We start from the raw sequence: 23,558 nt of genomic DNA, 5'->3' as shown, positions 1-23,558 counted from the left end.
CCGGGTTCCCCGGACAGGGATCCCCACCGGTCAAAGGATACCAATCAGAAGGCCGATACAACCGATCACCATACACGGGGAACACAACCTTTCTCTATCCATAACCCCTATAAAGAATTTTCGTCTAAGCCAAAATAAACAAGAGGGAAGCCCCTAGCCGCCGGCTCCTTCTGCACTAATACCGCTACCGGCCCGGTCGGCTTCCTTGAAATTGGTATAAACGGTCTGGGCTCCGTTGCGGGTATGAGAGAGTAGGTCAATAGACTCGATAGCACAGGACGATTCACGGTTTCTGATCTCTTCGTGCCGATCCATCAAAGGATCCTCACTACCTGAGTGCAGGATCATATACCCGGCCAGGGTCTCAGCCTCGACACGGGTCTGTTCACAGGCATCCATAACCGCTTGAATAGTCTCATACTCAAAACGTAAATCAGCCACCGTCAACACCCCTCTGCCGATTGCATCGTCTTGGGATCTTATTCTTGAAGGACTATCCCGGCCTGTCGAGAACAAACAGTATTAACCGGGCATATGTAGGTCTAAAAGGGGACAAAAACCGGGTCAAAAGCCTATCCAACATCCCACACTATGAGACAAACACGAGCACATCACCGCAGAAACCCCATCACAGGCTGTGAGGCCCCGCTACCAACCGCGGCTCTCTTCTAACCTGCCTCACTCACCCGAATAAGACCACGGGCACCGCGCTCCATATCCGAGAAATCATGATTAACAAAGGTATAGGTTCCCGCCTCCAAAAACTCCATCTCCACAAAACCACCCTGAGCGGCAGAAAGATCCAGGGCCTGAGAATGCCCACCCGAAACCCCAAAAGAATCACGGCCACCGCGCAACAGGTAAGCACCCTCCTTATAGACGGTGTCAAACTGCGAACCCACCACATGAAAACTCGTGCCCCGGGCCGGACCGGCAGCCAAAACCCAGATACGCACCCGCTCACCCACACGGGCCTCAAGCGGCCGAGCAACATACTGGGTAGCGTGCCCGTTCCACAGGGCAAGGGTCGGCCGGCCCGCGTCAACACCCTCGGGAGAAACCTCGGTAAGACGATTACCCTCGTGGGCTCCCTCACCGGTGTCAGCAAGATAGGTCTCATTCTGCACCAATACATACTCACGGTCCACCCCGTCGAGGGACTCGGGGTCAACCACCACCGCGCCAAACATTCCCGCCGCAATATGAGAGCTCATAGGAGATGTAGAACAGTGATAAAGCCAAATACCCGAACCGGTAGCCTCAAACCGGTAAACCAAAGACTCACCGGGAGCAATAGTCCGCATATTCTCATCGGGAGACACCATACCCGCATGAAAATCTATACTATGCCCCATAGTTCCGCTATTCACCAGGGTTATCTCAAAAATATCCCCCAGCTTCGCGTGCAAAATTGGCCCCATGTAGCGACCGGCAAAAGTCCAAGACCGAATACTAACCCCGGGGGCAACCTCCTGCTGAACCTCGGTAACATCGAGAGTTACCCTGTGCACGGTCCGCCCGTCCTCAATTTCTCCCTCCCCAACGGGCGAGAGCACCGCATCCCGCACCTCATAGCCTGAACCCAGCTCACCCTGAAAATCAATCTCACTGCTGGTCATAGTCTCCGAAGCCGAATGAGAATGCGCGTGAGAATCATGAGAACCAGCCGAACCCTGCCCCGAGGCACCTATAGCCACCACACTCAAGGTCATACCCATAGCTCGATGCCCAACAATCGTGCACCAGCCCTCCACATCCGAGCTAATCGCCCCGGCCTCAAGGGTCTTACTCTCGCCGGGATCAATACGGCCGGTTTGCACACCGCCGTTGGTATCTAGGTAAAGATCGTGAACATTGGTGGTATCGGTATTCTTGACCTCAATCACCAGAGAATTACCGGCGGGAACCTCAATAGAATCGGGGACAAAACGCATATCCGCGGTAGCCTCAACAGTCACCCGGGTAGTCTGCCCGGTCCCCGCCGCCCCGGAGTCCGAAACAGCGCGAAAAAGACGTGACGACGATGGCGCAATAGCCACCCCGGCAGCCACAGCGGCCAGTGCCGCCCCGCCCCCCAGCAGAAGTTCACGCCGAACATTCGGCCTAGCCGGGGCTAAGCCTTCGGGTGTCGGCTGGGGCTTCTCTCCCCGGGCACGGGCGGCAATTACTTCTTTACGGGCCGCCACGGAGCGTCGAACTCCGCGAAGCATGAGCGGAATAAAAGAGGCAAAGGTCAGTGCCCCCAGAACCGAGGTGGTCGCCCGCACCCAGGACCCGGTGAAATCGGTGGGCAGCACAAAGAAAAACAGGCAGATATTAATGATGGCTACCCGCCCAAAAGAAAAACGGTTGAACTCGCGGTTTGCCGCCCGCACCGCGGCGGGGCCACCTCCCATTCCCACCGGCAAAAGATAGCTCATGGCCCCCAGAAGCACCTGGAGTAAGAACCCCGCCACAAAAACCGGGGTAATAAGCCGAAGATTGAGATTAGCCAGGGGGGAGGTAAACAGCAGGACAGCAGCCCAGATAACCCCCACCACAAGCCAGCCGAACCCGGCCGCCACCGAAAGAGTGGGGTAGTCGCTGGGCTTCTTGACCGTGCAGGTGCGCACCATGAGCACCGCAACAACCAGCAACCCCAGAGCATAAATCACCAGCCCCGCACCCGCTAGCTGCCCGAGACCGACCAGAGCCCCACCGGTGGTGAGAGCAAGACCCGCACACATCGTGAACAGCGCAGCGTTCGATGACCGTACAGCACCCTCCTTCATCTTGGTCCGCAGCATGGTGGGCCAGAGCGTCACCAGGGTACCCACCACGGTGATACCCACAAACCCCAAAATATTGGTTGCCTCGTGAGCCAGCAACAGCTGCGAATACCGGGAGGCAGAAAACGAATTGTTGGCGAGTAGAGCACCAAAAGCTGCCCCCACGGGGAGTAGCCAGGCGGCGGCAATATAGAAACGAACCGTAGAATCAAAACGGGCCGGCAACGCCTCGCGTAGCTGATTCAGCAGGTAAATACCGTGCCAGGCCACAACCCCGCCCACGCCGATAGACCCGATAAGGGTGAGCGGGTAAAGAGCAAAGACCACACCCACCATGAGCACAACCATAGAAGCATTCAGAACATAAATGCGGTTGACCTGCCCGCGCCGTTCCTCCTCGGGCCGCCTGTTCTTGAGCAGGGCTTCGGTAAAGTGCTGGCTCCAGATCAGAATGGAATTGGTGATAAGGCCCAGGGTAACCATGTGCACCATGAGCCAGATCGAGTTGGGAATCCAGCGGTGCACAAAAATAGAGATAAAGAGCAGTATCATCCACACGCTCACGGGCTTTGATGCTCTGCGGTGCCAGCTGGCTCGCGCTGAAGCTTTGCGGGCGATCTGCTCCGGTGTGAGGGCGGTACTCCCCGGTGTGCCCGGCGCCCCTTCAATACGTATAGGTTTGGGGGACGGTGTTTGACCCTGCGGGTTCTCGGGGGCGGGGGTGTGATCGGTCAAGGTGTGCTCAGCAATCGGATCGCGGTCAATACTGGTACGGTATATGCAATTATAGTTGGCCGGAGGTCCCGGGCTTATAGACGTTTTGTCAAATATTGGGGCGGCAGCCGGTGCGTATAACCGTCTGCCCGCGAGCATCGACTTCCTTAGTTTTGTCCGAGTTCCTGGGTTATTTCCTAGGAACTCGGACAAAACTAAGGAACTCGCGATAGGGCGGCTGTATAAACTTGATTCCATGACTCTTGAGATCGTTATTACCCTCGTTTCCGCCCTGGTCATCGGGGTGGGTATTGTGGGCGTGGTCTACCCGGTCCTTCCCGGTTCACCGGTGATATTGGGCGGGCTTTTGCTCTGGTCTCTCGTGATCAGAGCACCGGAAGGCTGGTGGGCCCTCGGCCTGGCCGGTGGGTTTACGCTCGTTGGCATGACGGCGCAGCTTGTTCTTACCGGCCGCACGCTCAAGAGGGAAAATATTCCTCATCGTTCAACGCTCTGGGGCGCTGTCGGGGCGGTCGTGGGTATGTTTGTGCTTCCGGTGCTCGGTATCTTTATCGGTTTTGCCGCTGGCCTCTACCTCAGCGAGTCGGTCCGCCGCGGCAATTTTGCCCAGGCTGTTCCGGGTACTGTGCAGGCACTCAAGTCAATGGGTATAGGGATGGCGGTCGAGTTTTTATGCGCGCTTGCCGCCGGCACCGTCTTTGCTATTGCGGCTATTGTCTACGGTTTGACACCCTAGGTGCAGACCTACTGCCGCACCGCTGCGGTACCGATCCGTATCAATCGAAGGAAAACCACCGTGTTTCGTGATTCAAAGACCCTCATTATCGCTGCAGTGCTCACGGTTTTTGCCGTGCTCATCAACTTGCAGGCCTACCTGGCCTCGGGCTGGGTTGTGGGGATTATTAGTCTGGTGGGAACTTTTTGCGCTGGCCTGGGTGATTGTGGCCCTCACCCGGATTTTACTCGATCATCGATCCTAGCCACCTAGCGTGCGGTAGCCGGCCTACCCGGTAGACTGGCTGGGTGAAATCTTTGCCAGCCTCTCTTGCTCTCGTTGCCACCGCTACTGTGCAGGCGCTTGGAATATTCCGCTACACCGGCGATACCATGACGCTCTCCGGGCAGATTTTCTTCCCCATCCTCTTTGCGCTGATGGCCATCTATCTGGTGTGGCGTAACCCAGAAACCGCCTCGCGGTTTTCGGTAGCGCATCTGCTGATTTTGGGCCTGGGTGTTATCGCGCTGATTGGAACCATAGCCGGTAACGTTGCCACTATCTACTGGCTCTACCCGCAGATCTATCTTTACTACGCTGCTTTTGCGCTGATGGTTGTTGAACTGGGTCTGCGTATTGCGGCCCTTCCCAAGAAGGAGAAGCAGAAAAAGCCCCGCAAACAATCAAGGCGTCAGCAGCGACGGGCGCGCGGTGAAAACCTGGTTGCCACCGCTAAAAAGAAGTAAATCACCGCTATAGTACCCACGGAGTCACCTTTGAATACTGTCTTTTCTCACCGGCAGGCCGGATCAAACTACAGTAGGGCTTGGGCGGTTGCCGCCTATCTGCTTCTTGCCCTCGTGTGTGCGGGTAACCTCTGGTATTCACTCACCGTTGGTGGGCTGGATTTCTCGGTTTATCGGGCCGGAGCCATGACTGTGTTTGGTACCGATGGTTTTGATAGGCCGCTCTATGTGATTGATCTGTACCGGATATCCGATACTTTCTCGCTTCCTTTCACCTATCCGCCCTTTGCAGCCATGCTTTTTTTGCCTTTTGCCTGGTTGCCCCAGTGGGCGGGTATCACGATCATGATCTTCCTTTCTTTGGGGGTGAGCTGGTGGCTGGCTACCCTGATCTACGATTACGCGCAGGCGTGCGGCTATAGTCTGCCTCTGCAGGATAGGCTGGGTAGGGGCGGCACCATTGCCCTGCTTACGGTGCTTATTCTGCTGTCGGGCCCCTGGCGTAGAGGGCTGGGGTTGGTGCAGATCAACCCGCTTATTATGCTGCTGGTGCTGGCGGATTTTGTTCGACCGGCAAGCAGGGTGCCGCGCGGTGTTCTGATCGGTATCGCCGGCGGAATTAAGCTCACCCCGCTGGCTTTTGGGCTGATTCTGCTGATGCGCAAAGATTTTCGCGGGGTGGTCACCCTGGGAGTTACTTTTGCCGTAACGGTAGCGCTCGGTTTTCTTTTGATGGGTGAGCAAGCAAGGGAGTTTTGGTTCTCGGCTGTCTCTGACCCCTCGCGTGTGGGCAATATTAATTATCCCGATAACGTGTCTATTCAGGGCTGGCTCATGCATCTGGGTATTGCCGAGGGCACCCTGTTGAAGCTGTGCTACTACGGGCTGGTTTTGGTTCTTCTGGTGGGGGTTGCTGCTCTTATTCCGATCCTGTACCGGCGTAACATGGTGCTTTCTGAGGTGGCGCTCAATGCTTTCCTCATGGTGTCGATGTCGCCTATTAGCTGGTCACACCACAATACCTGGCTGCCGCTGATCGTTGCTGCCATAGTCATTGACGCTGTGCCGGTCTTCTTTGTCTATTTCAGGAGGAGGGTGAGGTCTGCTCTGAAAATTCTTACCTGGGTGGGGCTGGTGGGCCTGTATATTTCGCCGCTGTGGATTGCTGCGGCCATTAAGGGGAGCGCCGATGATCTTGACAGCGTGCCCTATCTTGCTTCGGTGGCGGCGGCATTGCCGATGATCTGCCTCTTTGTGGTAGTGATGTTCTGGATCTATGCGGGGGTTAAAAATCGTCGGGAGCTGTCCGCGGGTTAGGGCGCGGCGGCATTGCCGTTTGCCGGTTCTAAGACGTGGATCACCCCGGAACCTCTAGATTATTATGAGTAATTCATAATATAATGGTGAGGGCGGGCGGTGCAGACGAAATATCTCAGCCGTCTCGCGGATCGGCCGCGTACCGCGGAAACGTATAACTGAAAGGTGAAAAATGCCCGTTCTGACTATCGGCGACGAATTTCCCGACTACGAACTCACCGGCGTCATTCCCGGAGACCTCTCCGCAGTCGACGCGCAGAAGCCCGAGGATTACTTCACCAGCGTCTCCTCCAAAGACCGCGATGAAGATCAGTGGAGAGTCGTATTTTTCTGGCCCAAAGACTTTACCTTTGTGTGCCCCACCGAAATCGCGGCCTTCGGCAAGCTCGCAGACGAGTTTGAGGCACGCGACTGCCGGGTGATCGGTGTCTCTGTAGATAACGAATACACCCACTACGCCTGGCGTCGCTCCCACGAAGAACTCAGGGACCTGCCCATCGTGATGGCTTCTGACCTCAACCGCGAACTGGTCACTGCCCTGGGTATTAAAAATGCGGAGGGTGTTGCGGATCGCGCAACCTTCATTATCGACCCCAACAATGTTATTCAGTCGGTATCTATCACCGCCGACTCGGTGGGTCGTAACACCGACGAGATCCTGCGTCAGCTCGACGCGCTGCAGTCCGATGAGCTCTGCGCCTGCAACTGGAAGAAGGGCGCGGCAACCATCGACGCTTTTGCAGAAATGGGCGGTGACAAATAATGAGTATCGATAACCTACGCGCCGCGCTGCCGGATTACGCCAAAGATCTCAATCTCAACCTGTCATCGCTGACCCGTGTGAGCTCTCTGACAGAGCAGCAGCTCTGGGGCTCGATCCTGGCAGCTGCGGCGGCTACCAAAGTGGATTCTGTTGTTGTTGAGGTTGCGGAGGAAGCTAAGCAGCACCTCTCCGACGATGCCTACAGTGCGGCCCTGGGGGCGGCAACCATCATGGCCATGAACAACGTTTTCTACCGTACCCGCGGCTACCTCGACGGCGCCTACGATGACCAGCGCGCGAACCTGCGTATGCAGATCATTGGTAAGGCTGGTGGAGTCGATAAGGTTGATTTCGAGTTCTTCTCCCTGGTGGTCTCGGCTGTCAACGGTTGCTCCCACTGCGTCTCCTCCCACGAAGCTGTGGTTCGTGAAGGCGGGCTCTCTAAAGAGGCGGTCAACGACGGTATCCGTATCGCGGCCACCCTCGCCGGTGTGGCCCAGGGTATTCAGCTGGCCGAGGCGCTCGGGAAATAAATAGCACACGATACCCCCTAAGGTATACCTATGCGGGTGAGCCGTGGTCCTCGACATGTCGAGGACCACGGCTCACCCGCACCTGTGGTGGCTAGGAATCCCTACTCAAAGGTGACCTCCCAGTTTCCACCGTAGCTGGTCATATTCATGGCCGTATTGGAATCGATACCTGACAGCGACGAGGAACTCTCGGACTCGGGACCGTTACCGTTGAGGAGACTGGTGAAGTACTCGATACTATTATCGTACTTTTGAAGCCGGTAGCTGTCGCTGCTGCTCTCTCCGGTGTACTTTACCTTCACGGTGGATGCCCCACCCTTATAGATGAAGGCGGTGGAAGCATTGCCCGAAACAGTATCACCGGCACCGTAGCTGGGGGCAGCAGACGCGGGGTGAATACGAACGGTCCACTCACCGTTGGCTGTCACCGTAAGCTTGGTGGTATCTTTCTGCTCGCTATCGGTATCCAGCCACATGGAGCCTTTCCCCTCCCGCTGCTTATAACCCAGGTAGACTCCGAGAGTGGTGGTTTCGCCGTCCTCGTCTTGGCCGGACAGATCAAAGCCGCCGTAGCTGCTGGATCCGCTTGCCTTAAACTCGTACTCTACCCAGACAGCCTTGCTAGAACCCTCGGGTTTAGCCACCTTGAGAACGTCATTACCTGTTCCCGTGTACTCGGTGTAGGCCCCCGATTCGCCAGACTTATTTTCACCAGAATCTGCCGCAGACCCCGAATCGGATCCTGACGACGATGGTGAACTCGACGACGCCGACGGGCTAGAAGCCGCCGAAGATGATGAGGACGAGGTGGATGAAGACTCCGTCGATGAATTACTGCCCGAAAAGATGCTAAACACCAGTACCAGGGCAATGATGAGAGCGAGAAGGATTGCACCAACAATGGTGAGAATGCCGGCGGTGGTGCTGAAAAAGTTTTTCTTCTGGGTGTAAGGCTGACTGTAGGGGTTGGGCTGGCCCTGCGTACCGTTGTGTGGGTAGGTGTGACCCTGCTGCTGGTAGGGGTTCCCCTGGTAGGACCCCGTACCCTGCTGGTAATTTACCGGCTGCTGCTGGGGCTGTCCCGCCTGCTGGGTCTGCCCGGCCTCGGTGGGCTGCTGCGGGAACTGCCGGGTCTCCTGACCCTCGGTACCCGCTGCGGCGGTGGATGCAGCCGAGACGGTAGAGCCGCCGGTTGTTTGACCGGTATCAAAAACTTCTGTCTTGGGGTCGGTGCCGGTCTCACGCGCGGGATCGGCGGGTGCCACCCTATCGCCGGTATTTGAGTCCGCGGAAGAGTCCGTACCGGCAGTGGATTCGGTAGCCTCGGTACCAGCTTTCTCGGGCTCGGCGTCCGGGCCGCTCTCGTTCCCCGCCTGCTGGGAAGAATCGGCGGCCGCAGAAGCTGAAGAATCGGTGAGTTCTGACTCTTCAACCCAGAAACGCCAACCCTCCGGTGCCGGACCCCAGGCGGGATCGGGCTGCCAACCCGGCTGCGGAGTCCACCCTTCGGGAGGCTTGGGCCAGTTGGGTGGAACGTTGAAGCGCAGTGCCATAGGAGACCTCGTCTTTCATGCGATGGAGATGGATAGGCGGGATATATCAACTTTCTTATACTTTATCCAAGATATACCCGGTTACGTATGTTGATCTAGGTATGTGAAATATTTTCTTGAACAAAGATAAAAGTCTTCATCTTCCGTAGGCTGGTAGACATGAGCGAGCAGAACGGCGGTATCGATCCCGCTAAGAAAAAGACGGTTGAACCGTCACCCCATGACACCCGTGTGCTGCCTCAATTTCCCGGTGTCCGGGATGGTTTTATACCGTTTCCAACTACCGGGCATCAGCTGGAATACCACCGGCTGGCTCTGACGGACCCCGCATCGCGCTGGTGGACGCCGCTGCTTGAAGGCCTCCTGGGCTCTCTCATCTACCTGGGTCTTATCCTGACAGCGGGAGTCACCTTTGCGCTCTACACCTACGGGCGGAGCGACAGCCTCGCAGACATCGGTGACCTGGAGGTCTTGCAAAGGGGGAGCCTGGAGTCGCCCCTGTTTTTTCTGCTCATGTTCATGCCGGTGGTCACCATGTGGCCGGCCCTGCGCCTGGCCCGCCTTGTCTTCGGCCCCAAACCCTGGGGACTCATTCACTCGGTGACGGGCAGAATTCGCTGGGGCTGGCTCTGGGTGTGCGCCGCAATCTCACTCACCTTTACCTGTGTGGCACTCCTCGTAGGTGTGCTCGCCGGGGAGTCGTTTGCCCCGGCTACCGAAGTGTCACCGGCCAGTCTTACCCTGCTGCTCGTGCTTATTCTGGCGGTGGTTCCCCTCCAGTGCTATGCCGAAGAGCTGGTCTTTCGCGGCTACCTCATGCAAACGCTGGGGCGCTGGTTGAAGGCGCCGGCCTGGGCGATCCTGGTCCCCGCGGTGTTCTTTATGCTCGGGCACCCCTACGATTTTTGGGGTCAGGCATCCATTCTGGTGATGGGAATCTCCTTTGGTTTTCTTGCCTGGTACACCGGTGGGCTAGAAGCGGGTATCGCCGTGCACACCGTCAACAACCTTCAGCTGATGGTGATGGGTGTGTTCGGGCTAGCCGACCCCTTCGCCCAGGAAGGCTCACACTTTACAGATTTTCTCTGGGCGTTGATCTTGCAGGGTGTATTGGTGCTCTGCATTGTCTACGCGGCACGACGGGTGGGACTAACCCGCTCACAGGAGTACGAGGTGCTGGTCTCGCTACACTAGAGAACATGACCGTTGATGCGCGCAAAAATATAAATGATCTAGCGGAATTTGTTCGGGAGTCACCCACCAGTTTTCACGCCGTTCAGGCTGTGGCCCGCAGGCTCTCCTTGGCGGGGTTCACCCAGCTGAGCGAGACCGAGCCCTGGACCGCCGAGGTGGCCGCACACAAACACTTTGTTATTCGAGACGGCGCGATCATCGCCTGGGCAGGTGGCACAGAGAAAGCCGCCGGTTACCGGATTCTGGGTGCGCACACCGACTCACCCGGCTTCAAAGTGAAACCCCGGCCCTCCCTCAAAAAATTTGGTTGGAACCAAGTGGGGGTTGAGGTCTACGGTGGCGCGCTGCTCAACTCCTGGCTTGATAGGGAGCTCTGTCTTGCCGGCAGACTCACCCTCAACAGGGGAGGTGAACTGGACCAGGTGCTGGTCTGTACTGAACCGCTGGCACGCATTCCCCAACTGGCGATCCACCTCGACCGCTCAGCCAATGACGGGCTCAAGCTCGACCGGCAGCACAACATCTACCCGGTCTGGGGTGATAGCGCCGTGGAAGCAGACCTGTTAGCCTACCTGGCCGAATACGGAACCCCGAAAGACATAGGTTCCGCCGATATTGTGGGACATGATCTGTTTCTTGTCGATAGTCAGCCCCCGCGGGTCTTTGGGGCGGATAAGGAATTTTTTGCCTCGGGGCGGTTGGATAATCTCTCCTCGGTTCACGCGGGACTCTGCGCCCTTGAACGATACGCGGGACAACCCCACCCCGGTGCGCAGACGGTGATCCTGGCTGCCTTTGACCACGAAGAAATTGGCTCGGCCACACGGTCCGGTGCCGCCGGACCCTTCTTGGAGGATATCCTGGTGCGGCTCTCTGCCGCTCGCGGTGAAAACCCCGAGCAGTACCGGCAGTCTATCGCCCGATCAGTCTGCCTCTCCTCCGATGCCGGGCACCTGGTACACCCCAACTATCCGGACCACCACGACCCCGCTAACCGCCCCCAGCCGGGTGCCGGCCCGCTCCTCAAAATTAACGCCAACCAGCGCTACGCCACCGACTCGGTAGGGGCAGGAATGTTTGCGTTAGCCTGCCAGAAAGCGCAGGTTCCCTACCAGGAATTTGTGTCAAACAACAATGTCCCCTGCGGCTCCACCATCGGCCCCATCACGGCCACCCGGCTGGGGGTGCGCACCGTTGACGTGGGCCTGGGTCTACTGTCCATGCACTCGGCGCGGGAGATGTGCCACGTAGCAGACGCCGCATACCTGACGAGGGCAATTGAAAGTTTCTACCTCATGTAGACGCCAGACCGGGGCAGACTACACACCGCGCAGACTCGGCGGCCCCAAGCTACCGGCCTAGAGGGAGTTTGCAAGTGATACACTCTTGCGGTTTACTCACGCTACGTTTATGAGATCCAGGATGCCTATCATGCGCCGATCCTATCTTTTGAGGTGAGAGCGTCTATTCCGCTCTTCTGTGTCCTGTCCCTGAGGTTCTGCGACTCATTCCCGTCTGCATCTGTGTGCTGAAGAATTTATGTGTAAGGGACGATACGGACGCAGACCCATCTGAGAGGTTCGCGTTTTGTGCAATAATTTGAGGTAGCCAAGTTTTGCACCGCAGTTTTGCACCATGAGATGAGGAAGAAGACCATGCCCGCTTCGCTGTCCTTGCCGCAAGATACTATCGTTATCCAACCTGAAGACGCGCCTCCCTTCTTGTCCAAGATGGACGGTATCAACATCAACTGGATCTATGAGGCACTGGAGGCGGGGGAGACTGCTGAGGGCAACACTCGGCGCTCGGCCCCGGTAACCGCTGCAGGTTCTCGGCGCTGGTTTCAAGTTACTGAAGTACTGCGCGAGCGCCTTGTCACAGAGCTTAGATGGAAACTTGATGACTCCCGTAACCGGCCGCTTGCTATCAGTAGCGATAAGAAATTTAGACTGGGGATTATCGGCGGTAACGAGGTGACAGGTGATCCGGACCCCTCTGCTTCGCCCAAAGCCCAGCGTCGGAAAGGGAAGGCGACCCAAGACGCTGTTAACGCACTTCAGCCTGCCCTTTTTAAACTCGAAAAGCCCGGGCAGAACCTGCTTGCCGAAGCTGGTAATCAGCCTCCTGCCGGTGACTGGTTCCTCCTCTACCATAGATCAGAAGACGAGATTCGCTGCGAAATATCTCTACCGGCTCCTGATTTTCGCGACGGCCAATTTGGGTCATGGTTTATGAGAGTGATTCTTGAGCCCGTGCAATTGACGGCGGATATTGCTCAGCCGGCAGATGTGGGCGGTGGCGAGGTTGAGTTCAGCATTGGCTAAGACTCTTGTCGCCGGGCGTATACAGTTGGCCCGTCAGAGACGGGGCCATACCAAGCGTTCGCTGGCCGGTGAGCTATCAGTCAGTGAGCGCACCGTTCAAAAATACGAGTCCGGGCAGGCCCCACTGAGTGCCGCGTCAAAACTTGCAGCGGTGCTTGACTATCCCGCCGGCTATTTCAGTATGCAGCTTGATCATATCGACATGGAAGAGATCGAGTGTGTCAATTATCGGGCAGGGCGAGATACTACCCGAAAAAATAAGGATGCGGCCAAAGCATCGGGAGTGAACGGTATTGAGATTCACCGGTGGATCCGGCAACGCTTCACCCTGCCCCAGCTCAACCTACCTGTTTTTGGTATGGAGACCCCGCAGTTGGCTGCGCAGCTGCTGAGGGAAGAATGGGGTCTGGGAACAAAAGCCCTACCCAATCTGGTGCAGCTCTGCGAATCCAAGGGTATTGCTGTCTTTGGTCTGCCGCGATTGGCTCATTCTGTGGACGCTTTTTCCTTTAGGCATGATCGTCTCCCCTACATCTATTTGTCGCGCAATAAAACTCCCGAGCGCACTCGCTTTGATATTGCCCATGAACTGGGACATCTGGTGCTTCATAAGAATGCTGAGCCCAGGATCACCGCGGAGCAGGAAAGAGAGGCTGACCGATTTGCCTCAGAATTCCTCATGCCCAAACCGGCCCTGGCTGACTATATAGCTCGTCAGCCTAGCTTTGAGGATATTCTGAAGGGTAAAAATATTTTTAAGGTCTCTGCAATGGCTCTGACCTATGCCCTGCATAAACAGGGCTATATGAGCGACTGGGTATACCGGATCACCTGCCGGGAGCTGACCCGGTTAGGCTATAAAACTGGTGAACCACAGGGTATGCCGGCCCAGGAGTTTTCGAGGGTCTTTCCGCAGGTTCTGGGGGCAGAAAAGAAAGGTGCGGTCACCGTTGAGAGGATTGCCGCTGACCTCTGTCTGCCTCCCGTCGATGTGTCTATCCTGATGATGCAGCCCCGGTTTGAACTGATTGAGGGAGGACGCACTGCTACGGTGCCCCCCGGAAGCAACCAAAGAAACCGCCGGCTTAAAGCGGTTAATACTCTATAAAGGTGGTGAGACCCTGTGCAGAAAGGCGGCCGGCTACGGGAGAAATGTATTTGTCAGAGTGCAGCAGATTTCTCTAGCCGGCCATCACGGTACGGGCTTTAGTCGATAATAGCCGGGTAGCGCCCGGTAGCCGCGCGGGAGGCTGCCGTCTAGTTCTCCTCGATGAGGTCGCGCACCACGATGGTGTTGTCTCGGTCGGGGCCCACGCCGATAGCCGAGATGCGGCAGCCGGACATTTCCTCAAGTTTCGCCACATATGCGCGGGCGTTTTCCGGTAGATCGTCGAGGGTTTTTGCTCCGCTGATGTCTTCTTCCCAGCCGTCAAAATATTCGTAGATGGGCTTGGCGTGGTGGAAATCGGTCTGGGTCATGGGCATCTCGTCGTGGCGCACTCCGTCCACATCGTAGGCGACACAGACGGGGATTTTTTCGAGACCGGTCAAAACGTCAAGCTTGGTGATAAAGAGGTCGGTGAAACCGTTGACCCGCACAGCCTGCCGTGCCAGCACCGCGTCATACCAGCCGCAACGGCGGGGCCTGCCGGTGTTAACCCCGAACTCGCCGCCGGTCTTTCGTAAAAAGTCTCCCATCTCGTCGAAGAGTTCGGTGGGGAAGGGCCCGGCGCCGACACGGGTGGTGTAGGCTTTCTGAATACCGATAACACGTGAGATCCTGGTGGGGCCAACCCCCGAACCCACCGAGGCGCCGCCGGCGGTGGGGTTAGATGAGGTCACAAAGGGGTAGGTGCCGTGGTCAACGTCGAGGAAGGTTGCCTGCCCACCCTCCATGAGCAGAATTTTGCCCCGGTCGAGAGCGTCGTTGAGTAGCTGCGTTGATTCAACGATCATGGGTTTGAGCCGGTCGGCGAAAGACATAAAATAGTCCACAATCTCGTCTACATCAACGTGGCGGCGGTTGTAGACCTTGACCAGCAGCTCGTTTTTCTGCCGGAGGGCTCCCTCCACTTTTTGACGCAGGATTGATTCGTCGAGAATATCCTGCACGCGTATGCCCAGCCGCGCCACCTTGTCCATGTAGGCGGGGCCGATTCCGCGACCGGTGGTGCCGATAGCGCGCTTGCCCAAAAACCGTTCGGTAACCTTGTCCATGGTCTGGTGGTAGGGGGCAACCAGGTGCGCGTTGGCCGAGATTTTGAGTTTTGAGGTGTCCGCACCGCGGGCTTCGAGACCGTCAATCTCTTCAAAGAGAGCCTCGGGGTTCACCACCACGCCGTTACCAATGACCGGTGTCGCGTTGACGGAGAGAATACCCGCGGGCAGGAGCTTGAGCTCAAATTTTTGGCCGTTAACCACCACGGTGTGACCGGCGTTGTTGCCGCCGTTGGGTTTGACCACGTAGTCAACGCGGCCGCCGAGCAAATCGGTTGCTTTCCCTTTGCCTTCGTCGCCCCACTGGGCCCCGACAATCACGATCGCTGGCATGAACATACTCCTTGTGAGCGCTTCACCGGCCGGGGTTCACGGCGGTGCGGTGCGGTTTACAGCCTATTTCCTGCTTTCGGGAAACCTTGACGGGTTGGCTCGTCGGTAAAACACACCGGTTACCTAGGATACAGGCTTGTCTTCCGGGGTAGAAGCTCGGGCCGCAGAGGACACCGCGTGTTAGCAGCCGCTGAGTTTCCACCGGGGTTAGCGGCTATTTAATGATGCGGATTTGCATGGGGTAGTTGTAGACCTCGCCCTGGTTAGCTTTAACCGCGGCAATGATGGGAAAGACAATGAGGCAGATTCCGGCTGCCAGCCAGAGGAGGAAGGACACCGGTATCCCCAAGCCGAAAGTAACCAGAAGGATAATGTAGCCGGCCATATTAACCAGCCACATGGTGAAGTTGAAGTTGAAGGCGCGGGCGGAGTTGGCGGCTGTGAACTGGTGGCCGGGCTTGTCTTTGTAGATGAACCAGAAAATGAGGGGGCCTAGCAGGCTGAGGAAACCCAGGCTGACGAGGCTGAGAATCAGCGTGGAGAGGTGGGAGAGCACCGACATAGTCTTGGCGTCGGGCGCTATGGGGTTCCCGTAGGCGTCGACGGTCTGCGTGGGTGGCTGAGGCGCGGGGTACCCCTGCTGGTTGTTGTTGGTGTACTGGCCGTAGTTGTGTTCTGTCATTGTTCTCCCTGGCTATGGTGGGGTTGGTACGGTAATGGTTCTATTTTACGGTGGAGGGCCCGGGTTTTGTTGTTCTGCCCCGCCCTGCCGGTAGATTGGGGGAGGGTAAAATGGTGTTCATGCGCGAGCTACAGGCAAAAATTATTGAAGAAATGGGTGTTAAACCGCTCGTTAACCCCGCCACCGAGGTGCGCAAGCGCGTGCAGTTTCTCTGCGACTATTTCAAAGCCAGCGGTGCCTCCGGTTTCGTGCTGGGTATCAGCGGCGGTCTTGATTCCACTCTGGCGGGTAGGCTCTGTCAGCTTGCCGTGGAGCAGCTGGGGCTTGAGAGTATCCCGGCACAGTTTATCGCGGTGCGTCTTCCCTACAGGGTGCAGCGTGATGAAGAAGATGCGCAAGCGGCGCTGCGGTTTATTAGGCCGCAACAGAGCATCACCTATAATGTGGGTCCGGCTGTTGACCGTTTTGAGTCTGCTTTTGTTGAGGCCGGCGGCTGTGAGATGTCGGATTTCAATAGGGGGAATGTGAAGGCGCGCGCACGCATGGTTGCCCAGTACGCCATTGCCGGTGAAAAGAACCTTTTGGTGGTTGGCACCGACCACGCAGCAGAGTCGGTTACGGGGTTTTTCACCAAGTTTGGTGACGGTGGTGCCGATGTGATGCCCCTCTTTGGCCTGAATAAGCGGCAGAACCGTGAGCTGCTTAAGGTGCTGGGGGCTGAGAGACGGCTCTGGGAGAAGGTGCCCACCGCGGATTTGCTGGATGCTAAGCCGGGTCGCACCGATGAGGAGGAGCTCGGGGTCACCTATGAGGAGATCGATGACTATTTGGAGGGGCGGGAGGTTCCCGAATCGGTGGCGGATGCCATTGAGGAGAGGTATCTGAGGAGCCGCCATAAGCGCTCGCTGCCGGTGACCGTTTTTGATAGCTGGTACAGGAGCTAGTCTCAAGAGACTATTTTCTGCGCGTCATGATCCATAGCAGGTAGATGCCGCCGAGCGCCCCGGTCACCAAACCTACCGGGATTTGAAAGGGTGCGAGGGCGTGGGCGGCAAAATAGTCTGCCACTACCAGTAGCAGTGCCCCGGTGAGGGCCGACTGCCATAGGGCGGTGCCCGGTGTCCTATAGATACGGTGAGTGAGCTGCGGGGCGATGAGTGCTAGAAAACTGATGGGTCCGGCGAGCACGATTGATATCGAGGTGAGTATCACCGCACCGGTGATGAGCAGGTTGGTTGCTGCCCGCACGGGTAGGCCCAGGCCGGAGGCTAGGTCTTCGCCGAGTTCGAGTATCCGCAGTATTTTTGTCAGGCTGAGCACCAGCGGTATCAGTGCTGTTGCGCAGAGGGCAGGGAGCCAGACGGTGTTCCAGGTGAGGGCGTTGAGGGAGCCGTAGAGCCAGGTTTTGGCGGACTCAGCTTTTTCGAGGTCGGCGCGGGTGAGCAGAAAGTCGTTGATTGCCGCGAGCATAGCGCCCACGGCGATACCTACGAGCACCAGTTTGTGGCCGATAGATGTGGACCCGGTGGCACCGCTGAGCAGGAGTACTACCGCGGCGGTGAGAAAGCCCCCGGTGACTGCACCCATGCCAACGCCAATCCCGGGGCCCGAGGCTAGGGTTTCGGCATCGGTACCGGTCTGTGTCAGTAGGAGCACAGTAAAGAGCGCGCCGGTGGCAGAACCTGTGGTGAACCCGATGATGTCGGGGGAGCCCAGGGGGTTACGCGATATTGACTGGAAAATGGCCCCGGCCAGGCCCAGGGCGCTCCCCACGGTGGCGGCGGCTACCAGGCGCGGTAGGCGCTGGTTTAAAACAATGTGCCGGTCGAGTTCGCTGCCGCCCCCTACCGCGACGTCCCAGACTCCGGCCGGGGATATGGAGTAGGTGCCCAGCAGGAGGGTCACGGTGGCGGCCAAAAGGAGTAACAGGATTATGCCGGCGGTTGTTGGTCGGGGAGAGCGGTAGATACCCGGCAGGTGTTGTTTTTTCATGCGGGGGTTCCTCCCCGGTGTCTGCGCGTGTTTTTCTTCCCGGTGGAGCTGAGCCGCAGTACCAGCAGCAGGAGCACGGGCGCACCGATGAAGGCGGTGACAATTCCGGCCTCAACCTCCGCCGGGATAGCTATCACCCGCCCTATGATGTCTGCACCGAGCACGAGAACCGGCCCGCCCATGAGGGAGAACGGGATGATCAGGGAGAGCTCGGTACCTACCAGGAGTCTCAGCACGTGGGGGACTACCAGGCCGACAAAGGAGATGGGTCCGGCGATTGCGGTTGCCGAACCGCACAGGAGCATGATGGACAGCAGGGTGGCTCCCTGGATCAGGGGTACGGGTACACCCAGGCCGGCCGCGGTGTCCTCTCCCAGGGCGAGCGCACTCAGCGGGCGGATCAGTGCGAAGGCTAGCACCAGTCCGACGAGGGCAAAGGGTAGGGCTGATGTCAGGGTTTCTGTACTTTGTTTCTCCAGGGCTCCCACCACCCAGAACCGGTAGGAGTCGAAGGCGCGGGAGTTGAACATGGTGATGATCCCGGTGATGGCGCTGAGGCACGCGTTGAGGGCTACACCGGAGAGTAGTAGCTGTGATGTTTTATCCATAACGGTGTGGTTGCGTGCGGTTCCGATGAGGAATACCGCGGTGGCTGCCAGGCCGGAGCCGCTGAGGGCAAGCCAGAGCTGGCCGAAGGCTCCCGTGATGCCGAGGAGGGCGATCCCCGATACTACAAACACAGCGGCACCGCTGTTGACCCCGAGTATGCCGGGTTCGGCGAGCGGGTTGCGGGTTAGTGACTGCATGAGTGCGCCCGCTGTGGCGAGGGCTGCCCCCACGAGGAGGGCGGTCAGTGTGCGGGGTACACGCAGTTTCCACACGATGAGTGAGTCGGTGGTGTTTGTCGGGTGTAGGAAGCCGTTGAGGGCATCCGCGGGGGTGATCATGCGGGAGCCGACGGCTAGCGAGAGGACGCAGAGGACTAGCAGAATTGTCGCACCCAGGGTGAGGACGGTTCCGAGGTGTCGTCGGTGGCTGGTCAGGGATGGTTTCATCGCACGGGCATAACTTTCGTGGGTGATGCGCTGAAGTAACCGTCAAAACAATAGCACGAAATATGATTGAGGTTAGGCTATCCTATATTTATGGTTACGCTAAAAAATATGAGCTCTGTCCCCCTGTCCCGTCGATCTTTTGCCGGGGTCGCTCTGACCGGTGTGGGCGCCCTGGTGCTTACCGCCTGCGGCGGTTCACCGAGCTCGGAGTCATCGAGCTCATCCTCTGCTTCTTCTGCTGACATCTCCACCGCCCCCTCCGACCTGCCCGAGGGGATGGGCACGGATGCGGCGTCGGGCGTGTTCCCCCGCACGGTCGGCCATTTCCGCGGGGAGACTACTCTGGAGGCTGCCCCTGAGCGGGTGGTGGTGATCGCAACCGGCCAGCTCGATGACGCCCTGGCACTGGGCGTGGTTCCTCTCGCGGCAACTACGGCAAAAGACGCAGATATTGTGCCGGAATACTTGCGTACCGCCTACAGTCGGCACGCTTCAGAACTCGACTCTATAGCGGCCGTGGGAACCCGCACCGCCCCCGATACCGAAGCCATCGCGAACCTCAACCCCGACCTCATCCTGCTCAACAACCAGCAGGATGACGACTCGATCTACGAGTCGCTGTCGGCTATCGCCCCGATTGTGGTGACCGAGGGCACCGGGGTGAACTGGAAGCAGGACTTCCAGATTGTTGCCGCGGCCCTGGGGAATACCGATGAGGCGGCATCGCTGCTGGAGCGCTACTACTCGTCGGCAAGAGAGCTGGGCGAGTCGGTGCAGAACGACCACACCTTCTCATTCCTGCGGCAAACCTCCGACCGTATCCGTATCTGGGGTGTCTCCTCTTTTGTGGGGTCAATCTGTGAGGATTCGGGGCTGGCCCGGCCCGAGTCGCAGCGGGTTGATAAGACCTCGGTTGATATTTCTGCTGAGCAGCTCGATCAGGCGAACGGCACCTGGCTCTTCTACGGTGTGCAGGGTGGGGATGCATCGAGTCTGACCTCCGAGGCCCTCTGGGAGACCCTGGAACCGGTTGCCGCCGGTCAGGCCGTGCAGGTCGACGACGAGATGTTCTACATCAATGCGGGTATTACCGCCGCTATGGGTGTGATTGACAGGGTCAAGGAGGCAGTGTCCGCCTAGGGGCACCAGCAATATTGTGTTTAAGCTGGGAGGGTGCTGGTACCCTCCTGGTTTATGCTGGCGCTTCTTGAGATGGCGGCCCGTGAAAGAGTAGACTCGACCCATTGAATATTCTCTATGGTAGGAATCACTTTTGCACGTAGCCGTTTCTGTCCCGGACGCTATCGAATTTCGGTCGGTCACCAAAAATTATGATGGCCACAGCGCCGTCAACAATCTCAGCTTAAAGATTCCGGCTGGCCGTATCACCGTGTTCGTTGGGCCCTCGGGCTGCGGGAAGACCACCTCGCTGCGCATGATCAACCGCATGGTGGAGCCCGACAGCGGCGAAATCCTGGTCAACGGCCAGAAGAACACCTCTCTACCCGCCTACCGGCTGCGACGCACCATGGGCTACGTACTCCAGCAGGCGGGGCTTATGCCGCACAAGAGCATTGTCGATAATATTGCCACGGTCCCGCTGCTCACCGGCACCGGTCGCCGGCAGGCCCGCGCACGGGCGCTGGAGCTCATGCGCCTGGTTGGGCTCAGCGAGTCCCTGGCACAACGCTACCCGGCCCAGCTCTCCGGCGGGCAGGCCCAGCGGGTGGGGGTTGCCCGTGCGCTCGCCGCGGACTCGTCGATTATCCTCATGGACGAACCTTTCTCTGCGGTTGACCCCCTGGTGCGTTCGGAGCTACAGGGCGAGATCCTGCGCCTGCAAAGTCAGCTTAACCGCACCATCATTTTTGTGACACACGATATTGATGAGGCAATTATGCTCGGTGACTACCTGGCAGTCTTTTCTATCGGTGGTCGGGTTGCGCAGTTCGGTACCCCCGAGGAGATTCTCCGTGAACCGGCAGATGATTTTGTGGCCTCCTTTGTGGGGCGGGACCGCGGGGTACGCCGGCTCACCTTTGCCCCGGCAGAGAATCTCACGATTCACCCGCTGGACTCGCCGGAGGCTCCCTGGCTGCTCAGGGTTGAAGACGGTAGGCCAGCCGGCTGGATTATCGGTGATCGTCATATACCCGGTGGCTCCCTTTTCACGGAGGGCGGTAGTCTTCGCGAGGCCCTTGACTCCGTGCTTTCTTCGCCCTCGGGCTGGGGCGTTGTGGTCGATGGGCGGGGGAAAGCGGTGGGCCTGCTCAGCTCCCAAGATGTACTCGATGCCACCGAGGCTGAGCGTCTCTACCGCTACGGAGTGAGTGAATGAACTGGTTTCTCTCCAATTGGCAGTACGTGGGTGGGTTGACAATCTTACACCTGCTTCAGTCGCTGATTCCGGTGGTGTCCGGAACCCTGATCTCTCTTCCGCTGGCCCGGCTGGCTCTGGCCCGCCGTCGCGACGGTAGATCAACGGTGGCTACCACCGGTCTGGGGCAGCTGCGGCGGGGCCTGGTGGTGAACTCTGCCGCTCTGCTCTATACGGTGCCTTCTTTAGCCCTTTTGGTACTGATGCCCCTGGTACTGGGTACCTCTATCACATCCCTCCTCAACGTGTATGTGGCGCTCACCCTCTACGTGGTCGCGATGATGCTGCGCTCTACGGTGGACGCTTTTGAGTCGGTTTCACCGGTGACCCTTGAGGCGGCGACCGCTATGGGCTATCGGCCCCTGCGTCGTTTTTGGGCGGTGGAGTTCCCGCTTGCGGTCCCCGTGATGGTCGCCGGTCTGCGGGTGGCACTGGTTTCTAATATTTCTATGGTTTCGGTGGGGGCTGTGATCGGTATTCAGTCGCTGGGAAGTCTGTTTACCGATGGGCTGCGGCGTGACCTTCCGGTAGAAATAGTGACGGGTATTGTGGGCACGGTTGTGCTGGCACTGCTGTTTGACCGCCTCCTGGGGTTGGTTGGGGCCCGGTTTTCCCGGTGGAGGCGGGCATGAATATTTTTGATAAAACCTGGGCATGGTTGACTGCGCCCGGTGCCTGGACCGGTAGCGGGGGGATCTGGCAGCGCCTGGGTGAGCACCTCGAATACACCGGGCTTATTCTTTTCTGCGCCACCCTGATCGCCCTACCCCTGGGGTTGTGGGTGGGGCATACCGGCCGGGGAGGGAACCTGGTGGTGGCCCTCACCGGGGCGCTGCGTTCGCTGCCGACGCTGGGCCTACTCACCCTGTTCACTCTCTGGTTGGGACTGGGGCTGACCGCCCCAATACTGGCCCTGGTGATTCTGGCTGTTTCACCGCTGATGGCGGGGGTCTATTCGGGTATCGCCGCTGTTGAACCCGCGGTTACCGATTCGGCCCGGGCCCAGGGTATGACGGAGTGGCAGATCCTCTGGAGAGTGGAGGTTCCCCTTGCCGCACCGCTTATTTTTGGCGGGATACGCAACACTGTTTTGCAGGTGATCGCGACCGTGACGGTCATGGCCTATATCAATCTGGGTGGGCTGGGCCGGTATCTTATCGACGGTCTTGCCGTGCGCGACTACACCCGCATGGTGGCCGCAGTGGTGCTGGTGGCGGCCCTGGCGCTCACCGTTGATATGCTGCTCTCGCTGGTGCAGAGGGCCCTCACCGTACCCACCGACACGAAGGAGCTATCATCGTGACTTTCTCTATGAGCAGGCGTACTTTTTGGGGTGTTGCGGGGGCCGGTGCCGGGTCTTTGGTGCTTTCAGCCTGCGGTATTTCGGGTGAGACCGCTTTTGGAAGCGGGGCTGTCTCTGACACCGTGGTGGTTGGGTCAGCAGATTTTACCGAGTCGCAGATTATCGCTGAAATTTATGCGGCAGCCCTGGTGAAGCGGGGCCTGAAAGCCGAGACCCGTCCGGCAATTGGGGCACGGGAGGCATTGATGGGGGCGCTGAGGGAGGGCTCGGTGGGTCTGGTGCCCGATTACACCGGTAACCTGCTGCTCTACCTCGATCCGTCCGCGCAGCAGACCACAGCCGCCGATGTTGTGGGTGCGCTTGCCCGGCAGCTGCCCGGTGAGCTTTCCCTGCTTTCCCCGGCGGCGGCCGAGAATAAAGATTCGCTGGTGGTAACAGCTGAGACCGCGGCGAGCATGGGCCTGGTATCTATCGCCGATCTCACCGATCACAGTGGGCAGCTTGTGGTGGGTGCACCACCGGAGTTTGCAGAGCGCTCTTATGGGTTACCCGGGTTGAAAGAAAAATACGGGTTTGTTCCCGCAGATTTTTCACCCATTAACGACGGCGGCGGTCCGCTGACCGTAGCCGCCCTTAAAGAGGGCACGGTGCAGGTTGCGGATCTGTTTTCTACCGACCCGGCTATTGAGGAGAATGATTTTGTGGTGCTTGAGGACCCGCTGAATAATTTTATTCCGCAGCAGGTTGTTCCCGTGGTGAATGCGGGGCTGGTTTCGGTTGCAGTGGCCAGGGTGCTCGATGAGGTGTCAGCGCTGTTGACCACCGAGGACTTGGTAGCGCTCAATAGGCGGGTCTCGGGGAAAGAGAAGGTGAACCCGGCCTCTGCGGCAGGGGACTGGGTGGAGCAGAAGATGGGCTAGTTAGTATATTGATCAACCTACACAGAATTCT

The 23,558-nt window shown here is 58.3% G+C and carries 23 protein-coding genes; 16 read left to right on the top strand and 7 right to left on the bottom strand.

The genetic code is table 11. The features are described from left to right. Positions 1 to 153 precede the first annotated feature (153 nt). Positions 154 to 441 (bottom strand): hypothetical protein, encoded by a 288-nt coding sequence (locus ACS1BR_RS07060; RefSeq protein ID WP_463561256.1) that lies wholly within the window; start codon positions 439 to 441, stop codon positions 154 to 156. Positions 442 to 668: 227 nt separating this feature from the next. Then, entirely contained in the window at positions 669 to 3,503 is a 2,835-nt protein-coding gene (locus ACS1BR_RS07055) for a multicopper oxidase domain-containing protein (protein ID WP_463561255.1), read from the bottom strand. 235 nt (positions 3,504 to 3,738) lie between these two features. On the opposite strand from ACS1BR_RS07055, the gene ACS1BR_RS07050 reads away from it, so the two are divergent. The 6 genes from ACS1BR_RS07050 to ACS1BR_RS07025 all read left to right on the top strand — a co-directional run bounded on the left by ACS1BR_RS07050 (position 3,739) and on the right by ACS1BR_RS07025 (position 7,577). After that, on the top strand, positions 3,739 to 4,239 hold the full coding sequence (locus ACS1BR_RS07050; RefSeq protein WP_463561254.1) for a DUF456 domain-containing protein: 501 nt from the start codon (positions 3,739 to 3,741) through the stop codon (positions 4,237 to 4,239). A gap of 60 nt (positions 4,240 to 4,299) precedes the next feature. After that, positions 4,300 to 4,491 carry a hypothetical protein gene (locus ACS1BR_RS07045; protein ID WP_463561253.1) on the top strand — a complete coding sequence of 64 codons (192 nt, stop codon included), beginning with the start codon at positions 4,300 to 4,302 and terminating at the stop codon, positions 4,489 to 4,491. Between the two features lie 35 nt (positions 4,492 to 4,526). Next, the gene (locus ACS1BR_RS07040) at positions 4,527 to 4,964 is read left to right on the top strand and encodes a hypothetical protein (protein WP_463561252.1); all 438 of its coding nucleotides are present in this window, start codon (positions 4,527 to 4,529) and stop codon (positions 4,962 to 4,964) included. A 30-nt stretch (positions 4,965 to 4,994) separates the two neighbouring features. Then, positions 4,995 to 6,281: a glycosyltransferase family 87 protein gene (locus ACS1BR_RS07035; RefSeq protein ID WP_463561251.1), complete on the top strand. Its 1,287-nt coding sequence runs from the start codon at positions 4,995 to 4,997 to the stop codon at positions 6,279 to 6,281. A 172-nt stretch (positions 6,282 to 6,453) separates the two neighbouring features. Then, the gene (locus ACS1BR_RS07030; protein WP_463561250.1) at positions 6,454 to 7,044 is read left to right on the top strand and encodes a peroxiredoxin; all 591 of its coding nucleotides are present in this window, start codon (positions 6,454 to 6,456) and stop codon (positions 7,042 to 7,044) included. Next, positions 7,044 to 7,577 (top strand): carboxymuconolactone decarboxylase family protein, encoded by a 534-nt coding sequence (locus tag ACS1BR_RS07025; RefSeq protein ID WP_463561249.1) that lies wholly within the window; start codon positions 7,044 to 7,046, stop codon positions 7,575 to 7,577. Before ACS1BR_RS07030 ends, ACS1BR_RS07025 begins: the two co-directional genes overlap by 1 nt. Positions 7,578 to 7,678: 101 nt before the next feature. On the opposite strand, the gene ACS1BR_RS07020 is transcribed toward ACS1BR_RS07025, so the two are convergent. Then, positions 7,679 to 9,130 (bottom strand): hypothetical protein, encoded by a 1,452-nt coding sequence (locus ACS1BR_RS07020; RefSeq protein ID WP_463561248.1) that lies wholly within the window; start codon positions 9,128 to 9,130, stop codon positions 7,679 to 7,681. A gap of 159 nt (positions 9,131 to 9,289) precedes the next feature. Here ACS1BR_RS07020 and ACS1BR_RS07015 point away from each other — a divergent pair, with 159 nt between their 5' ends. The 4 genes from ACS1BR_RS07015 (at position 9,290) to ACS1BR_RS07000 (ending at position 13,756) form a co-directional block, all read left to right on the top strand. Continuing rightward, positions 9,290 to 10,324: a lysostaphin resistance A-like protein gene (locus ACS1BR_RS07015; RefSeq protein ID WP_463561247.1), complete on the top strand. Its 1,035-nt coding sequence runs from the start codon at positions 9,290 to 9,292 to the stop codon at positions 10,322 to 10,324. 5 nt (positions 10,325 to 10,329) lie between these two features. Then, positions 10,330 to 11,625 carry a M18 family aminopeptidase gene (locus ACS1BR_RS07010; RefSeq protein WP_463561246.1) on the top strand — a complete coding sequence of 432 codons (1,296 nt, stop codon included), beginning with the start codon at positions 10,330 to 10,332 and terminating at the stop codon, positions 11,623 to 11,625. A gap of 354 nt (positions 11,626 to 11,979) precedes the next feature. Then, positions 11,980 to 12,648, top strand: coding sequence for a hypothetical protein (locus ACS1BR_RS07005; protein WP_463561245.1), 669 nt, complete (start codon positions 11,980 to 11,982; stop codon positions 12,646 to 12,648). Continuing rightward, positions 12,641 to 13,756 (top strand): ImmA/IrrE family metallo-endopeptidase, encoded by a 1,116-nt coding sequence (locus tag ACS1BR_RS07000; protein WP_463561244.1) that lies wholly within the window; start codon positions 12,641 to 12,643, stop codon positions 13,754 to 13,756. Before ACS1BR_RS07005 ends, ACS1BR_RS07000 begins: the two co-directional genes overlap by 8 nt. 149 nt (positions 13,757 to 13,905) lie before the next feature. On the opposite strand, the gene ACS1BR_RS06995 is transcribed toward ACS1BR_RS07000, so the two are convergent. Further along, a complete protein-coding gene (locus tag ACS1BR_RS06995) occupies positions 13,906 to 15,198 on the bottom strand; it encodes an adenylosuccinate synthase (RefSeq protein ID WP_463561243.1) in 1,293 nt (430 codons plus the stop codon). A gap of 214 nt (positions 15,199 to 15,412) precedes the next feature. Further along, complete coding sequence (locus ACS1BR_RS06990) at positions 15,413 to 15,880, bottom strand: DUF4870 domain-containing protein (protein ID WP_463561242.1); 468 nt, start codon at positions 15,878 to 15,880, stop codon at positions 15,413 to 15,415. 119 nt (positions 15,881 to 15,999) lie between these two features. On the opposite strand from ACS1BR_RS06990, the gene nadE reads away from it, so the two are divergent. Continuing rightward, positions 16,000 to 16,824: an ammonia-dependent NAD(+) synthetase gene (gene nadE / locus ACS1BR_RS06985; protein ID WP_463561260.1), complete on the top strand. Its 825-nt coding sequence runs from the start codon at positions 16,000 to 16,002 to the stop codon at positions 16,822 to 16,824. Between the two features lie 10 nt (positions 16,825 to 16,834). Here the strand turns inward: nadE and ACS1BR_RS06980 are convergent, their stop codons facing one another. Together ACS1BR_RS06980 and ACS1BR_RS06975 are read right to left on the bottom strand one after the other, a co-directional pair. Beyond that, complete coding sequence (locus tag ACS1BR_RS06980) at positions 16,835 to 17,872, bottom strand: FecCD family ABC transporter permease (protein ID WP_463561241.1); 1,038 nt, start codon at positions 17,870 to 17,872, stop codon at positions 16,835 to 16,837. Further along, positions 17,869 to 18,927 (bottom strand): FecCD family ABC transporter permease, encoded by a 1,059-nt coding sequence (locus ACS1BR_RS06975; RefSeq protein ID WP_463561240.1) that lies wholly within the window; start codon positions 18,925 to 18,927, stop codon positions 17,869 to 17,871. The genes ACS1BR_RS06980 and ACS1BR_RS06975 overlap by 4 nt, the downstream gene beginning before the upstream one ends. A gap of 108 nt (positions 18,928 to 19,035) precedes the next feature. On the opposite strand from ACS1BR_RS06975, the gene ACS1BR_RS06970 reads away from it, so the two are divergent. The 5 genes from ACS1BR_RS06970 (at position 19,036) to ACS1BR_RS06950 (ending at position 23,527) form a co-directional block, all read left to right on the top strand. Then, on the top strand, positions 19,036 to 20,067 hold the full coding sequence (locus tag ACS1BR_RS06970; protein WP_463561239.1) for an ABC transporter substrate-binding protein: 1,032 nt from the start codon (positions 19,036 to 19,038) through the stop codon (positions 20,065 to 20,067). A gap of 133 nt (positions 20,068 to 20,200) precedes the next feature. Then, on the top strand, positions 20,201 to 21,265 hold the full coding sequence (locus tag ACS1BR_RS06965; RefSeq protein ID WP_463561237.1) for an ABC transporter ATP-binding protein: 1,065 nt from the start codon (positions 20,201 to 20,203) through the stop codon (positions 21,263 to 21,265). Beyond that, the gene (locus tag ACS1BR_RS06960; protein ID WP_463561236.1) at positions 21,262 to 21,936 is read left to right on the top strand and encodes an ABC transporter permease; all 675 of its coding nucleotides are present in this window, start codon (positions 21,262 to 21,264) and stop codon (positions 21,934 to 21,936) included. The genes ACS1BR_RS06965 and ACS1BR_RS06960 overlap by 4 nt, the downstream gene beginning before the upstream one ends. Next, positions 21,933 to 22,607, top strand: coding sequence for an ABC transporter permease (locus tag ACS1BR_RS06955; protein ID WP_463561235.1), 675 nt, complete (start codon positions 21,933 to 21,935; stop codon positions 22,605 to 22,607). The genes ACS1BR_RS06960 and ACS1BR_RS06955 overlap by 4 nt, the downstream gene beginning before the upstream one ends. Next, positions 22,604 to 23,527: an ABC transporter substrate-binding protein gene (locus tag ACS1BR_RS06950; protein WP_463561234.1), complete on the top strand. Its 924-nt coding sequence runs from the start codon at positions 22,604 to 22,606 to the stop codon at positions 23,525 to 23,527. The genes ACS1BR_RS06955 and ACS1BR_RS06950 overlap by 4 nt, the downstream gene beginning before the upstream one ends. The last annotated feature ends 31 nt before the right edge of the window (positions 23,528 to 23,558 follow it).

The organism is Rothia sp. 18CD1-1, from assembly GCF_055285355.1.
This window is presented reverse-complemented; position numbering and strand designations above follow the sequence as displayed.